A 14,242-nucleotide genomic window follows, 5' to 3' on the forward strand; every position below is an offset into this window, starting at 1 on the left:
CGTCAGGCGTGCTCCTCGTCAGGCGAGATGGTGGCACCGGCCGGGTTTCCGGTGCTCTTCTCCATGTCGATCGCCTGCTGCAGAAGCACCACGGCGGCGACCTGATCCACAATGCTACGAGACTTCTTCTGAGATCTCCCGGAACTGCGCAAAGCTGCGTGGGCGGTCACGGTGCTCAGTCGTTCGTCCACGAGCCGCACCGGGAGCCCGCTGCGCACCTGGAGCGCGGCCGCGAACTCACGGGCATCCGTCGTCGAAGGGGTGTCCGCTCCCTGCATGTTCACCGGCAATCCGACGACGAACTCCAACAGGTCGTACTCCTGCGCGATCTGGACGATGCGGTCGATCGAGGCGTCATCCCGCGGCACGGTCTCCACCGGCACCGCGAGCATCCCGTCGGGATCGGAGCGCGCGACACCGACCCTCGCTCTTCCCACGTCGATGCCGAGACGCACTCCGCGACGGAATCCGCTCACGCGCTGTGCAGCTCCTGGGAGATGGCGTCGAGCGCCGCGGAGAGTGCGGTGACATCCGCTCCGCCGCCCTGTGCGACGTCGTCTCGTCCACCGCCGCCGCCGCCGAGCACCCCGGCTGCGCGTTTCGCCAGCGCACCGGCCTTCGCGCCGGCCGACCGCGCCGCCTCGTTGGTGGCGACGACAACGACAGGGCGTCCGTTGACCACGGCGCCCAGTGCCACGACAGCCGCATCCGAACCGAGGCGATCACGGACGCCGTTGACGAGATCGCGCACGTCATCCGCAGAAGCCACGTCACCGAGGTTCTGCGCAGCCAGCCGGAACGCTCCGACGCGCGTCGCAGCCTCGACGATCGAGGGAACCTGACCCGCCCGCTCCTTCGCCTCGAACTGCGCGATACGCTTCTCTGCCGCCTTGAGGCTCGCGGTCAGATCGGCGATACGCTCGGGCAGCTGCTCGCGAGGAGTCTTCAACGAGCTGGTGAGCTGTGAGACGATGGCACGCTCAGCGGCGAGCTCACGGAAGGCATCGGCGCCGACGAGCGCCTCGATGCGGCGGTTCGATGCGCCGACCGACGACTCGCCGACCAGGCTCACCAGTCCGATCTCGGCACTCGTGCTCACGTGCGTACCGGCGCACAGCTCGCGGGACCACGGGCCGCCGATGTCGACCATGCGCACCACGTCGCCGTACTTCTCGCCGAACAGGGCCATGGCCCCGGCTTCCTCGGCCTCGTCGAGCGAGACGATGCGCGTGGTCACTTCGAGCGAGTCCTGCACCGCGCGGTTCGTGATCTCCTCGATCTCGCTGCGGGTGTCTGCCGAGAGCGCCTGCGACCACGCGAAGTCGAAGCGCATGTAGCCGGCGCGGTTCAACGATCCTGCCTGCGTCGCCGTCGGACCGAGCGTGTCGCGCAGCGCGGCGTGCACGAGGTGCGTCGCCGAGTGGGCCTGGCGGGCAGCACGGCGGTTCGCTGCATCCACGACCGTGGTCGCGATGTCGTCGACGGCGACGCTTCCGCGCGTGACCTCGACGGTGTGGCTGATCAGACCGGGAACCGGCTTCTGCACATCCAGCACTTCGAGGACGTAGCCCGGGCCCACGATCGTGCCCTTGTCGGCGACCTGGCCGCCGGACTCGGCATACAGCGTCGTCTCGGCCAGCACGACCTCGGCGATCTGCCCCTCGGCGGCGCTGCGCACGGGAACGCCGTCGACGAGGAGTCCGAGCACACGCGACTCGACCTCGAGCGCCGTGTACCCGTCGAAGCCGGTCTCGCCCAGGGCGCGCAGCTCACGGTAGACCGACACGTCGGCGAGCTGCCGCTTGCGGTTGCGGGCGTCGTCCTTGGCGCGCTGACGCTGCTCCTGCATGAGATTGTCGAAGGCGGAACGGTCGACGTCCAGCCCCGCCTCCTCGGCGACCTCGAGCGTGAGGTCGATGGGGAAACCGTAGGTGTCGTGCAGAAGGAACGCCTCCGGCCCGCTCAGCGTCTTCCCGCCGCCCTTCCTGGTCTCGTCGAGCGCCAGGTCGAGGATCGTGGAGCCGGCGACGAGGGTGCGACGGAACGTCTCCTCCTCGGCGAACGCCGACGCCGAGAGCACCGGCCAGTCCTTCTCGAGCTCGGGGTACGTGGTCTTCATCACGTCGCGCGACGCGGCGAAGAGCTCGGGGAAGACCGGCTCGTCGACGCCGAGCAGCCGCATCGAACGGACCGTGCGGCGCATCAGACGGCGGAGGATGTATCCCCGTCCCTCGTTGGAGGGGCGGACTCCGTCGGAGAGGAGCATGAGCGAGGACCGGACGTGGTCGGCGACGACGCGGAACCGCACGTCGTCCTCATGCTGCACGCCGTAAGGGCGTCCGGAGAGTTCGACGGCGCGATCGAGCACGGGCCGCACCTGGTCGGACTCGTACATGTTGTCGACGCCCTGCTTGAGGAAGGCGACGCGCTCGAGACCCATCCCGGTGTCGATGTTCTTCATCGGGAGCTCACCGACGATGTCGAACTCGGTCTTGCCGCGGATGTTCTCGATGAAGTCCTGCATGAACACGAGATTCCAGATCTCCAGGAACCGCGAGTCGTCGACGGCGGGGCCGCCGTCCTTGCCGTAAGCGGGGCCACGATCGAAGAAGATCTCCGAATCGGGGCCACCCGGACCGGGCTGACCGGTGTTCCAGTAGTTGTCCGCGCGGCCGAGACGCTGGATGCGCTCGGGCTTGAGCCCGATGATGTCGCGCCAGATCGCTTCGGCCTCGTCGTCTGTCTCGTAGACCGTGACCCAGAGGTCCTTCTCGTCGAAGCCGAGACCGCCGTCGGACTCCGAGCTGGTCAGCAGCTCCCAGGCGTAACGGATCGCGCCTTCCTTGAAGTAATCGCCGAAGGACCAGTTGCCCAGCATCTGGAAGAACGTCCCGTGACGGGCGGTGCGGCCCACCTCTTCGATGTCATTGGTGCGGATGCACTTCTGCACGTCCGCGATGCGCGGGTGCGGAGCGGGCACCACCCCGGTGAGGTACGGGATCATCGGCACCATTCCGGCGACGGTGAACAGCAGAGAAGGGTCGTCGCTGACCAGAGAGGCGGAGGGGACGATGAGGTGGTCGTTCTTCTCGAAGAAGTCGAGGTAACGCTGCGCGATTTCCGCAGTTTTCATAGAGGTGCCAGGTGTCCTAGGTCGCGTGGAGAGATGGTCGCGTGGAGCGATGCTGCGCGAGGCGCGCGGGAGATGTCAGTTCTGTTCCGGCTCTGCGAGCCGAGCGTCTTCGGCACGGTATGCGTCGCCGATCAGGGAGGTGAAGCCGTTGATGCGGGCATCGACCTCGGCGAGGATGTCATGACCCCGCGGGTCCTTGTTCATGAAATGGGCCGCGACGAAGCCGCCGATCACTCCGATCAGGAACCACTGCAACTTCTTCATGACGCCATCCTTGCCTCTGAGCCGCGAAGGCGCGGTGATCCCATCGTATGCAAAAACGACGAGAGGCGTCGGGTTTCCCCGACGCCTCTCGTGTATGCGGTGTATCAGCGAGCCGCGTAGTACTCGACGACGAGCTGCACTTCACAGGTCACGGGGACCTCGGCGCGCTTCGGGCGACGGACCAGACGCGACTGGAGCTTGTCGAGCTCGACCTCGAGGTAGCCGGGAACGGGGGGCAGGACCTCGGCGTGACCGCCGGCTGCTGCCACCTGGAAGGGCTCGGTGCCCTCGCTCTTGGGCTTGACGTGGATGAGCTGACCCGGCTTCACGCGGAACGACGGGCGGTCGACGAGCTGGCCGTCGACCAGGATGTGACGGTGCACGACGAGCTGGCGAGCCTGCGCGGTGGTGCGGGCGAAGCCCGAACGAACGACGAGTGCGTCGAGACGCATCTCGAGCAGCTCGACCAGGTTCTCACCGGTCAGGCCGTCCTGACGACGAGCCTCGTTGAACGTGTTGCGCATCTGCTTCTCGCGGATGCCGTACTGCTCACGCAGACGCTGCTTCTCACGCAGACGGACGGCGTAGTCGCTGTCTGCCTTGCGCTTGGTGCGGCCGTGCTCACCCGGAGCGTACGGGCGCTTCTCGAGGTAGCGGGCGGCCTTCGGGGTGAGTGCGACGCCGAGGGCGCGGCTGAGACGCACCTTGCGGCGGTCCTGGGACTTCGTGGTCACGAAGCGTTCCTTCCGATGACGCGGTCGCGGCTTTCGCGACTCGCGGACGTATCGTCCGCGTTCTGCCTTGGAGCGCACGCCGGGGCGCCAGCAAGGTGGGGTGTGAACGAGGAGATGCCCGAAAACTCGGTTTCGAGCCGCTCAAGTCTAACAGATCGTGCCTCTCGACCGGATCTGCGGCTCAGCGATCGCCGAGGATGCGACGGATGCGCTCGAGCCGGGAACCGATGTCACGCTCCGCGCCGAGGTTCTTCGGCTGGTAATAGCGTCGACCATCCAGCTCATCCGGCAGATACTGCTGGGGCACGATCCCGAATTCGCTGTCGTGCGAGTAGACGTACCCGCGGCCGTGCCCGAGCCGCTTCGCGCCCGGATAGTGGGCGTCGCGCAGATGCAGCGGAACCCTGCCGAAACCTCCCGCACGAATGTCGGCGATCGCGGCATCGATGCCCACGTAGGCGGCGTTCGACTTGGCCGTGGTCGCCAGGTACACGGTCGCCTCTGCGAGCGGGATGCGTCCCTCCGGCATGCCGATGAACGCCACCGCATCGGCGGCGGCGACGGCGATGACCATCGCCTGCGGGTCGGCGAGGCCGACGTCTTCCGATGCGGAGATGACGAGGCGCCTGGCGATGAACCGCGGATCCTCCCCCGCCTCGATCATGCGGGCGAGATAGTGCAGCGCGGCGTCGGGGTCGGATCCCCTGATCGACTTGATGAACGCGCTGATGACGTCGTAGTGCTCATCACCCTGACGGTCGTACCGCAGCAGCGCCTTGTCGACCGCCTGGGCGATGTCATCGGCGGAGACCTCGGGCGGCCCCGTGCTCTCGTCCTCCTCGCCACCGGCGCCGTCACCGGGCTCGCCTGTCTTGGCGTGTGACAGGGCCACGGCAGCGCCGGCCTCCAACCCCGTGAGGGCGCGCCGAGCATCCCCCGATGCGAGTCTCAGGAGGGCGGATCGGGCTTCGTCGCTGAGCGTGACGGTTCCGTTGAGGCCCCGCGCGTCGGTCACCGCACGGTCGAGGAGCACGCCGATGTCCTCGTCGGTCAGCGGCTGCAGCGTCAGCAGCAGAGAACGCGAGAGTAACGGCGAGATCACGGAGAAGGAGGGGTTCTCCGTGGTCGCGGCGATGAGGATCACCCACCCGTTCTCGACCCCGGGCAGCAGAGCGTCCTGCTGCGCCTTCGTGAAGCGGTGGATCTCGTCGAGGAAGAGGATGGTCGTCTGACCGTAGAGATCGCGTTGATTCACCGCCTCCTGCATGACTTCGCGCACGTCCTTGACACCAGCGGTGATGGCGGACAACTCGACGAAGCGTCGCCCCGACGAACGTGCGATGGCCTGTGCCAGCGTGGTCTTGCCGGTGCCTGGCGGCCCCCACAGGATGATCGATACGGCTCCCGGCGCTGCCGCCTTCGGATCAGCGAGGGCGACGATCGGCGAACCCGCCCGGAGCAGGTGACGCTGCCCGGCGACCTCGGCGAGCGAGGTCGGGCGCATGCGCACGGCGAGGGGCGTCTGCCCGGAGAGCAGCGGCGCGGAAGGGGTCACCCGCCAAGGCTACTCGGGGCGAGCGACATCGCCGTCTCAGGAAGTCGCCGTCACTGGAAGAGGTCGACGAACTCGAGCTGCCTCGCCTGCCCCGTCGTGCCGAGGGAGATCTGGTTGCCCGGCGCCGAGGAGACCACACGTGGTTGCCAACCGATGTTCGAAACGTGCCCTCGCCCTGACACCGTGTTGCCCGGACTCCACACGCGGAGGGCCTCCATCCGAAGCCCTCGACCGGTCGTCCCCGCCGTCACCTCGGTACCGGCACCCTGCGTGCAGACGGGCGTCATCCACCCGATGTTCTGCACGTGCGCCTGAAGGCAGATGACCTTGCCCGTCTGCTGGCGCACCGCGACCGCTTCGAGGCGCAGTCCTTGCCCCGTCGTGCCGCCCCCAGCGATCCATCCCCGCTGGGCGACGTGACTGCGCACGGAGGCGTCCCGCAGCGACACCGTCGGAGTGGGCGTCGATACCGGATACTTGGCGAACACCTGTGTGGCATAGCCGTTGACGAGACCGATGCCGATCGTCGTGTAGTCGCCGAGGATGTTCGCGCGGTGCCCCGGCGAGTTCATCCATGCTGCGACGACAGTCGCCGACGAATAGCCGGACGCGACGTTCTCGGCTGCCCTGCTCCATCCCCCGGGGATCTGGCTCGAATACTGCGGGTTGTGGTACATCCGGCCCTCGCGGGACTGGGTCGCCGACCAGTTCTGTGCGACCGTCGTCACATCCCCGTCCAGCACCAGCGGCGCAAGTCCGTTGGCGGCCCGTGCGGCGTTCGTATCCGCGAGAATCCGTGCGATATCCGCATTCGGCGGTGCGATCTCCGCCGCGCTCACCGGCGGCACGACACCGAGGACGGCTGCCGCGCTGACGACGAGGGCCGCGACGAGGTTTCGGGTCCACCGCATGAGTGTGCTCCTTTTCGGACGGAGGCGATCAATAGCCCAAAAGTAGCCGCTCGGCCACGGAATGGCGAGCCTTCGGCGCCGAGCCGTGCCGAGCGGCCGTACGCAGCGCATCGGTGCGAAGAGTTGACGACGCTAGGCTCTGAGGCGAGGTCGCACAGCGACACAGTGAGGGGAAACAGGGCAGATGGCAGCACGCGGATCCAAGAATGCACAGCAGCGCACGCAGGCGGAACGCGCCCGCATCCATGCGGCACGCAACGCCGTGCACGAAGGACTGATCCGTCGCCGTACCAGAGACAACGCGATCGGGGTCATCGTCGGCATCGTCATCGTGTCGGCTGCGGTCGCGAGCCAGGTCGTGCATGCGCAGGTCACGGCGCCCGAACCCACGCCCACTCCCACGGTTGCTCCGACCGAGACGCCGACTCCCAGCGACGCACCGGCTCCCGCCGAGACGCCCGCTCCCAGCGAGGAACCGGCGCCGACCGAGTAGCCTGCACACGCTCTCATGCCCCTCGCCCTCATCGGGGCTCTGCGACCGCAAGGCGATAACCCCGCTTCACGACCGTCTGGATGAGATCGCTCCGCCCCAGGGAGTCGCGCAACCGCCCGACGGCGACTTCCACCGCTCGATCACTGCGACGCCCACCCGGGAGCACCCGACCGAGCTCCGCACGCGAGAGCACGCGGCCGCGGGCGAGGAACAGTGCTTCGATCAGCGCGACCGCTCCACCCGACAGGGGGACGAAGCCGTCGTCGAGCACGACACCTCCGCTGCGCACCTCGAGGAGCCCGGCCACTGTGAGAACGGATCCTGCTCCGCTTCGATAGTGCGCGAGGACGCTTTCCGCCAGCCCGGCCTGCGTCGACGGCTCGATGTGTCGAGCACGGAGCCCGATCGCTCGCAGCCGGCTCGCCTCCCGTTCCTCGACGGCGATGAGGAGCAGCCGTTCCGCCTCCGCCCTCCGCCGGTTCGCGTCGAGGGCACCGGAACTCGCCACCGCCTCGACCCACGCCGCCGTCGACGCCGTGAACAGCACAGCATCCGCGCCGCCGGCTCCTGCTCGGTGCGCGGCACGACGCAGGCCGACCGGAGCCGGCGTCGGTACGCGCGGCGTCACGACGCGCAGCAGCTCGGCCCCCGCTCTTTCCAGGACGCGACGCCAGTCGTCATCGTTCGACCCGCTGCTCCCCGCGGAGTGACCTCCGGCGGTTCGCGCATCGTCCGACACGATGATCCTGCATCCTGCGAGCACCGGGCGTGCCCCCGAACGCCCGGCCGTCATGCGGGGTTCTCCGCGCGCAGCGGCGAGGCACGGTGCCGACCGATCGAGCGACCGCGATCGGCCCAACCTGCGTCCATCGTTCTGACGATGTTCTGCGAGGCGTCGGTCGACGGCCTCGGTTGCGGTGGCTCGGATCCGCCGCTCGGGAGGGACGGCTCCTGAGCGTCGCCCGAGCCCGTGAGCAGCGGGGGCTCTTCGCCGAGGATCCCGGCCGCGGCCAGTCGTTCCCGCAACGCTGGATGCTGTCCGCGACGGACTCCCCGCAGCTCGATCCGCGAGTCGAGGATCTGCAGCGACAGGCCGAGGTCCAGAGCGATACAGCCGATGTCGACGAGCTGCTGGGGGCCGAGCTCCCCTCCCTTCGCGGCGGAGAGGCTCACGCGGCTGCCGGCCGACGCCGAGCCGACCACACGACGGGCTCGCCCTCCTGGGGCGTCTTCCCCTCGCTGCGGCAACCGCTCGTCAGCCAGCTCCATGAGTGCACGAGCCACAGCCAGGCTGCAACGCGCACAGTCGGGCTCTCGCCCGAGACGCACCCCGAACTCGGTGAAGGTGGTCAACCCTTCTGTGCGGATCACTTCCCGGAGTTCGCGCGATGACATCCCGATGTGGACGCAGACCGGGATCGTCCCACCCTGGTCCGGAGCCGTACGACCCAGTTCCTCGGCGACCTCGCCCCGTAGCCGTGCACCGACGGCCCGCCGAAAGGCGACGTGTCCGCTCGTATCGCCGACGAGGACGCCCCCGAGGAGAGTCTGCGCATCGTCGCTCAGGACCAGCTTGCGGTAGGCACCGCCGCGACGGGAGAGCGTGACGACGTCGACCGCACCCCGAGAAGCCGCCCACGGCTCGCCGAAGCTCACGATGTCGACCCCGGCGATGGTGCGGTGGAAATGGGCTTCGTGCCCGGTGAACCGTGTCACTCCCCCACACACTCGCTCCGCCGCGACCTCCGCCGTGGAGTGCGCGCCGGCGGCGGAATCCACGGCACGTTCGTCGAAGCAGGCCACCTCGCCGATCGCGAGGATGTGCGGATCCGAAGTGACGCACCGCTCGTCGATGATCACCCCGCCCTGCGCGTGCACACCGAGCCCCGCATTGCGGGCGAGTTCGTCACGTGGTCGCACGCCGACGGTGAACAGCACTACATCTGCCCGCCGGAACGTCCCGTCTTGGAACTCGAGAGCGGTGACCGCACCCGAGTCGTCCGCGTCGAGCCGCGTCGTCCTCGTGCGTGTGCGCACCGCGATGCCTCGATCCTCGAGAGCGGACTGCAGCACGCCGGCGCCCACCTCGTCCAGCCGATCGGGAAGCAGGCGATCCGCATACTGCACGATCGTGGTGGCGACCCCCGCCTCGTCCAGCGCGACCGCGGCTTCGAGCCCGCGTCGGCCTCCTCCGATCACGACGCCGCGCAGCGGGCGCCCGAGGACGCCGGATCGCACCTCCACGAAGGTCCTGATCGCTTCCGCGTCCTCGATCGAGTGCAGCACGAAGCACCCGGGAAGCCGAGCTCCCGATACGGCCACCTGCGAAGCGAACGAGCCGGTTGCGAGCACCAGGGTGTCGTAGGAATATGTGCGCCGGGAGCGCGTCCGCACGGTGCGGGCCGTGCGATCGATACGCAGCACGCGGTCATCACGCACCAGCCGGACGCGGTCGTCGCGGAAGACGGAGCGGTCCAACTGGAGCCCTGCAGGATCGTCACCGGAGAGGAGCCCCGCCACCTCGGATCTGTCGTACGGCCCGTGACTCTCATCTCCGATGACGGTGATCCGCGCGGCCGTTCCCGGGTCGCGGAGCAGGCGCTCCACGAACCGATGCGCCGCCATCCCCGCTCCGACGACGACGATCTCGCCCGGTGGGGATGTGGTGTCCTTCATACTGCTCCTGTCGACCGGATGGCTGTCGTCCTGGCGACACTAGGAGGGCCGTGTTTCCCGGAGATGACGAGCTGTGTGTCCTCCGTCGAAAGATCTCATCACAGAACGGTAACGATCCCGCGTGATGCCCGGGCCTCACCCGTGGCGCTCGGGCGTACTAGGCTGAGCCTCGTCCTTTCCGCCTCCCGCGGCCCGACCGCGCAAGGAGAATCACGTGTCTGCCAACGAGCCCACGAAGCCGACTCCCCCCGTCCCCGGACCCCCCTCCGTGCCTATGCCGCGCAAGGCGCCGACGCCGGCCGCTGTCGCGCCTGCCGCACCGGTTCCCGCCGCGTCATCGACGTCGGCGGAATGGGGGCGCGTCACCGAGGACGGAACCGTCGAGGTCAAGGAGGGCGACGCCTGGCGCGTCGTCGGCCAGTACCCGGACGGCACGCCCGATGAGGCCCTCGCCTACTTCGTCCGCAAGTTCGACGACATCGCCTTCAAGGTGCATGCGCTCGAACAGCGCCATCAGGCCGGCGGCGCGTCAGCGAGCGACCTCGTCAAGCAGGCGAAGCACCTGATCGACGAAGCCACCGATGCGGCTGCGGTCGGCGACCTGGCCGGTCTGCGCGATCGACTCGACGCCCTGACCTCGTCTCTCTCGGAGGCGACGGAGCAGGAGGCGAAGCAGGCGAAGGAACTCGTCGACAAGGCGATCGCCGAGCGAACCGAACTCGTCGAGCGCGCCGAGGCGATCGCCGCACGTGACCTCAGCAAGGTGCAGTGGAAGCAGGTCACGGCTGAACTCGGAGAGCTGTTCGACGCCTGGCAGGCGCAGCAGCAGAACGGGCCGCGCCTGTCGAAGGGCATCTCCCAGCAGCTCTGGAAGCGTTTCCGCGACGCGCGGGCTGTCGTAGACAAGCAGCGCCGCGCCTTCTACTCCGAGCTCGATGACGCCCACAAGGTCGCCCGCGACGCGAAGACCCGTCTCGTGGAGCGCGCGGAAGCCCTCGCCCCCCGCGGCACCGACGGCATCCCCGCCTACCGCAACCTCCTCGACGAGTGGAAGGCGTCCGGCCGCGCCGGTCGCAAGGCCGATGACGCGCTCTGGGCGCGCTTCAAGGCTGCGGGCGACGCCCTCTATGCCGCCCGTGCCGAGGAGGCTGCCGCTGAGGAAGCGGATTCCGCTCCGAAGATCGAGGCACGCGAAGCACTCCTCGAAGAGGCGAAGGGTGTCGCAGACGAGCCCAACATCAAGCGAGCTCGCGCTCTCCTGACCCGCATCCAGCGGCAGTGGGACGAGATCGGGCGCATCTTCCCCCGGGACAAGGAGCGCGCGCTCGACGACAAGCTGCGCGCCATCGAGCAGGGCCTCAAAGCCCGTGAAGATGTGGACTGGAGGAAGAACAACCCCGAGACCAAGGCACGCGCGAACGACATGAGCTCCCAGCTGCTGGAAGCCATCGAGAAGCTCGAGGCCGAGGTGGCCGCGGCAGAGCAGGCCGGCGACAAGAAGGCCGCCAAGGCCGCAGCGGATGCTCTGGAAGCACGCCGGGCCTGGCTGAGCGCACTCGGCGGCTGAACCCTTCTCCACAGGTCCCGCACGACGACGGACGAGGCGGGGTGCACTGCGTCAGACTGACGTGATGCACCCCGCACTTCTATACCTGCCCGGCGTTCGGCTGAGTGAGGCGGAGCTCAGCGCGGCGCGGATCGACGGGCATGTGGTCGAGGTCGGAGACGCCTTTGTCCCGGCGGACCTGATCGAAGGCTCGGATGTCAGGGCGAGCAGTGTCGCATCGCTGGTGCGTGCGGGAACCGCGGCGTCAGGGCCGACGGCTGCGTGGATCCATGGCGCCGGCGATCGTGCGCCGGGCGTGCATCATGTGCGACGGTGCGTCGAACGACGGATCCGAGCAACGACGAACTCACGACTCGTCTTCCACGACACCGTCGTCGCCTCTTGCGATCTGGAGTCGATCGGCGGAGTCCTCGTCACCACGCCCGTGCGGACGATGCTCGATCTCGCCACGACGGTGCATCGCGACCCTCGCGTGCTGACCTGGATGGACAGACTCGCGCTCGTGTCGCCCGAGGTGCCGGAGGAGGCCTCCGCCATGCTGCGCGGCATGTCGCGCGTTCCCGGAAGCCGCGCGGGTCGGGCCGTGCTGGACAGGCTCGCAGTCAGGAAGAGGTGACGCGATAGACGTCGTACACCGCGTCGATCCTGCGCACCGCGTTGAGCACGCGATCGAGGTGCACGGCATCACCCATCTCGAAGACGAATCGGCTCAGAGCGAGTCGCTCGTCCGTCGTGGTGACCGTCGCCGAGAGGATGTTGACATGGTGCTCGCTCAACACGCGCGTGACATCGGAGAGAAGTCCCGAACGGTCGAGCGCCTCGACCTGGATCTGCACCCTGAAGACGCTCTTGGTGGTGGGAGCCCACGAGACCTCGACGAATCGATCCTGTTCGGCACCCAGCGCCTTCACGTTCACGCAGTCGGCACGGTGGACCGAGACGCCGCTTCCACGGGTCACGAATCCGACGATCTGGTCGCCCGGAACCGGGGTGCAGCACTTCGCGAGCTTGACGAGGATGTCATTGGCGCCGCGCACCAGCACGCCGGAGTCACCCGACCGCGGCTCGCGCGTCTGCACGCTGCCGGGAAGGTCGATGGCCCCCGTCGCGGGGTCGTTCGCCGCGACCAGTGCGGTGACCTTCTCCAGCACGGATTGGGTCGAGACGTGTCCCTCGCCGACGGCCGCATAGAGCGCGGAGACGTCTTCGTAGTGCATGCCCCGCGCCACTTCCGTGAACGAGTCATGGCTCATGAGTCGCTGCAGCGGCAGGTTCTGTCGACGCATCGCCCGTGCGATGGCCTCCTTGCCCTGCTCGATCGCCTCCTCGCGGCGCTCCTTCGTGAACCACCCGCGGATCTTGTTGCGGGCGCGCGTGCTCGCGACGAACCCGAGCCAGTCCTGGCTGGGTCCCGCGTCGGGGTTCTTCGAGGTGAACACCTCGACGACGTCGCCGCTCTTGAGCTCGGACTCCAGAGGCACCAGGCGACCGTTGACCTTGGCCCCCATCGTGCGGTGGCCGATCTCGGTGTGCACGGCGTAGGCGAAGTCCACCGGGGTCGCACCGGAGGGCAGTCCGATCACGCGGCCCTTCGGCGTGAAGACGTAGACCTCCTTCGCGCCGATCTCGAACCGGAGCGACTCGAGGAACTCCCCGGGATCGGCGGTCTCGGCCTGCCAGTCGGAGATGTGCGCGAGCCACGCCATGTCGGTGTCGGATGCACGGACCTCGGTCTTGCCCCCGCCGTTCATCCGTTCCTTGTACATCCAGTGCGCAGCTACGCCGTACTCGGCCTGCTGGTGCATCTCATGCGTGCGGATCTGGATCTCGACCGTGCGGCCGGCGGGGCCGATCACCGTGGTGTGCAGTGACTGGTAGAGGTTGAACTTGGGTGTGGCGATGTAGTCCTTGAAACGACCGGGCAGCGGAGTCCAGCGTGCGTGGATGGCACCGAGCACCGCGTAGCAGTCGCGCACGGAGGAGACCAGCACCCGGATGCCGATCAGGTCGTAGATGTCGTCGAACTCACGACCGCGGATGACCATCTTCTGGTAGACCGAGTAGAGCTGCTTGGGACGCCCGACGACCTTGCCACGGATGCGGAGATCCCGCAGGTCTTCGTCGATCTCCTCGACGACCTGGTTCAGGTACTTCTCGCGCTGCGGGGTGCGCTGCGCGATGAGGCTGTGGATCTCGTTGTAGATCTTCGGGTGCAGCACCGCGAAGGAGAGATCCTCGAGCTCCGACTTGATCGCCTGGATTCCGAGGCGATTCGCCAACGGAGCGTAGATCTCCAGGGTCTCCTTGGCCTTCTTCGCCGCCTTCTCCGGCGGGACGAAGCCCCAGGTGCGCGCGTTGTGGAGGCGGTCAGCGAGCTTGATCAGCAGCACACGGATGTCCTTGGACATCGCGACGATCATCTTGCGGACGGTCTCGGCCTGCGCGCTCTCGCCGTACTTCACCTTGTCGAGCTTGGTGACGCCGTCGACGAGCATCGCGACCTCGTCGCCGAATTCGGCGGTGAGATCCGTCAGCGCGTACCCGGTGTCCTCGACGGTGTCGTGCAGCAGCGCTGCGGCGATCGCCCGCGGCCCGAGACCGAGCTCGGCGAGGATCTGCGCGACCGCGAGCGGGTGCGTGATGTACGGCTCACCGCTCTGGCGCTTCTGCCCCTCGTGCTTCTCCTTGGCGACCGCGTACGCTCTCTCGATCACCGAGAAGTCGCCCTTGGGGTGGTTCGCCCGAACGGTGCGGATCAAGTTGTCGAGGTCGTTGATCCTCGACGCGCGGGAGAAGATGCGGGGAACCAGCCGTCGCAGACTCGAGCCCTGCGATGACGTCTGCGGTTCCGCCATCTACTCACCTCCTGATCGATCAATCCTACGCGTGCTGTGCGGGACCGGGCCCGC

12 protein-coding genes are annotated in these 14,242 nt (G+C 68.1%); 3 read left to right on the top strand and 9 right to left on the bottom strand.

Annotation, left to right across the window (positions count from 1 at the left end; translation table 11 throughout):
• Positions 1-2: 2 nt before the first annotated feature.
• From ruvX to AB4070_RS02125, 6 genes are all read right to left on the bottom strand, one after another.
• Positions 3-476 carry a Holliday junction resolvase RuvX gene (gene ruvX / locus AB4070_RS02100; protein WP_441978702.1) on the bottom strand — a complete coding sequence of 158 codons (474 nt, stop codon included), beginning with the start codon at positions 474-476 and terminating at the stop codon, positions 3-5.
• Positions 473-3,133, bottom strand: a complete 2,661-nt coding sequence (alaS, locus tag AB4070_RS02105; protein WP_441978703.1) for an alanine--tRNA ligase — start codon at positions 3,131-3,133, stop codon at positions 473-475. Before alaS ends, ruvX begins: the two co-directional genes overlap by 4 nt.
• Before the next feature lie 75 nt (positions 3,134-3,208).
• Complete coding sequence (locus tag AB4070_RS02110) at positions 3,209-3,397, bottom strand: hypothetical protein (RefSeq protein WP_282846679.1); 189 nt, start codon at positions 3,395-3,397, stop codon at positions 3,209-3,211.
• Positions 3,398-3,501: 104 nt separating this feature from the next.
• The gene (gene rpsD, locus AB4070_RS02115) at positions 3,502-4,131 is read right to left on the bottom strand and encodes a 30S ribosomal protein S4 (protein ID WP_441978704.1); all 630 of its coding nucleotides are present in this window, start codon (positions 4,129-4,131) and stop codon (positions 3,502-3,504) included.
• A 181-nt stretch (positions 4,132-4,312) separates the two neighbouring features.
• Positions 4,313-5,635 carry a replication-associated recombination protein A gene (locus AB4070_RS02120; protein ID WP_441979023.1) on the bottom strand — a complete coding sequence of 441 codons (1,323 nt, stop codon included), beginning with the start codon at positions 5,633-5,635 and terminating at the stop codon, positions 4,313-4,315.
• A gap of 101 nt (positions 5,636-5,736) precedes the next feature.
• Complete coding sequence (locus AB4070_RS02125; protein ID WP_441978705.1) at positions 5,737-6,597, bottom strand: CAP domain-containing protein; 861 nt, start codon at positions 6,595-6,597, stop codon at positions 5,737-5,739.
• 184 nt (positions 6,598-6,781) lie between these two features.
• Between AB4070_RS02125 and AB4070_RS02130 the strand changes: the two genes are divergently transcribed.
• On the top strand, positions 6,782-7,090 hold the full coding sequence (locus tag AB4070_RS02130) for a hypothetical protein (protein ID WP_441978706.1): 309 nt from the start codon (positions 6,782-6,784) through the stop codon (positions 7,088-7,090).
• Positions 7,091-7,118: 28 nt separating this feature from the next.
• Here AB4070_RS02130 and AB4070_RS02135 read toward each other — a convergent pair whose 3' ends face one another.
• Both AB4070_RS02135 and AB4070_RS02140 read right to left on the bottom strand, forming a co-directional pair.
• Positions 7,119-7,829, bottom strand: a complete 711-nt coding sequence (locus AB4070_RS02135; protein WP_441978707.1) for a winged helix-turn-helix domain-containing protein — start codon at positions 7,827-7,829, stop codon at positions 7,119-7,121.
• A gap of 50 nt (positions 7,830-7,879) precedes the next feature.
• Complete coding sequence (locus tag AB4070_RS02140) at positions 7,880-9,766, bottom strand: FAD-dependent oxidoreductase (RefSeq protein WP_441978708.1); 1,887 nt, start codon at positions 9,764-9,766, stop codon at positions 7,880-7,882.
• Positions 9,767-9,980: 214 nt separating this feature from the next.
• Here AB4070_RS02140 and AB4070_RS02145 point away from each other — a divergent pair, with 214 nt between their 5' ends.
• Positions 9,981-11,333 (top strand): DUF349 domain-containing protein, encoded by a 1,353-nt coding sequence (locus tag AB4070_RS02145; RefSeq protein ID WP_441978709.1) that lies wholly within the window; start codon positions 9,981-9,983, stop codon positions 11,331-11,333.
• Positions 11,334-11,397: 64 nt separating this feature from the next.
• The gene (locus AB4070_RS02150; RefSeq protein ID WP_441978710.1) at positions 11,398-11,949 is read left to right on the top strand and encodes a type IV toxin-antitoxin system AbiEi family antitoxin; all 552 of its coding nucleotides are present in this window, start codon (positions 11,398-11,400) and stop codon (positions 11,947-11,949) included.
• Here AB4070_RS02150 and AB4070_RS02155 read toward each other — a convergent pair.
• Positions 11,936-14,188, bottom strand: coding sequence for a RelA/SpoT family protein (locus AB4070_RS02155; protein ID WP_046747156.1), 2,253 nt, complete (start codon positions 14,186-14,188; stop codon positions 11,936-11,938). The two genes, AB4070_RS02150 and AB4070_RS02155, sit on opposite strands and share 14 nt — an antisense overlap.
• Positions 14,189-14,242 lie beyond the last annotated feature (54 nt).

This window comes from Microbacterium sp. 2RAF4 (assembly GCF_052115285.1).
Classification (GTDB): Bacteria; Actinomycetota; Actinomycetes; order Actinomycetales; family Microbacteriaceae; genus Microbacterium; species Microbacterium oxydans.

Excerpts from the sequence above, each read along its gene's own strand:
- AB4070_RS02120 (WP_441979023.1), bottom strand. The coding sequence starts at position 5,635 with ATGCGCCCGACCTCGCTCGCCGAGGTCGCCGGGCAGCGTCACCTGCTC.
- AB4070_RS02150 (WP_441978710.1), top strand. The coding sequence starts at position 11,398 with ATGCACCCCGCACTTCTATACCTGCCCGGCGTTCGGCTGAGTGAGGCG.
- AB4070_RS02110 (WP_282846679.1), bottom strand. The coding sequence starts at position 3,397 with ATGAAGAAGTTGCAGTGGTTCCTGATCGGAGTGATCGGCGGCTTCGTC.
- AB4070_RS02125 (WP_441978705.1), bottom strand. The coding sequence starts at position 6,597 with ATGCGGTGGACCCGAAACCTCGTCGCGGCCCTCGTCGTCAGCGCGGCA.
- AB4070_RS02155 (WP_046747156.1), bottom strand. The coding sequence starts at position 14,188 with ATGGCGGAACCGCAGACGTCATCGCAGGGCTCGAGTCTGCGACGGCTG.
- AB4070_RS02130 (WP_441978706.1), top strand. The coding sequence starts at position 6,782 with ATGGCAGCACGCGGATCCAAGAATGCACAGCAGCGCACGCAGGCGGAA.
- alaS (WP_441978703.1), bottom strand. The coding sequence starts at position 3,133 with ATGAAAACTGCGGAAATCGCGCAGCGTTACCTCGACTTCTTCGAGAAG.
- AB4070_RS02140 (WP_441978708.1), bottom strand. The coding sequence starts at position 9,766 with ATGAAGGACACCACATCCCCACCGGGCGAGATCGTCGTCGTCGGAGCG.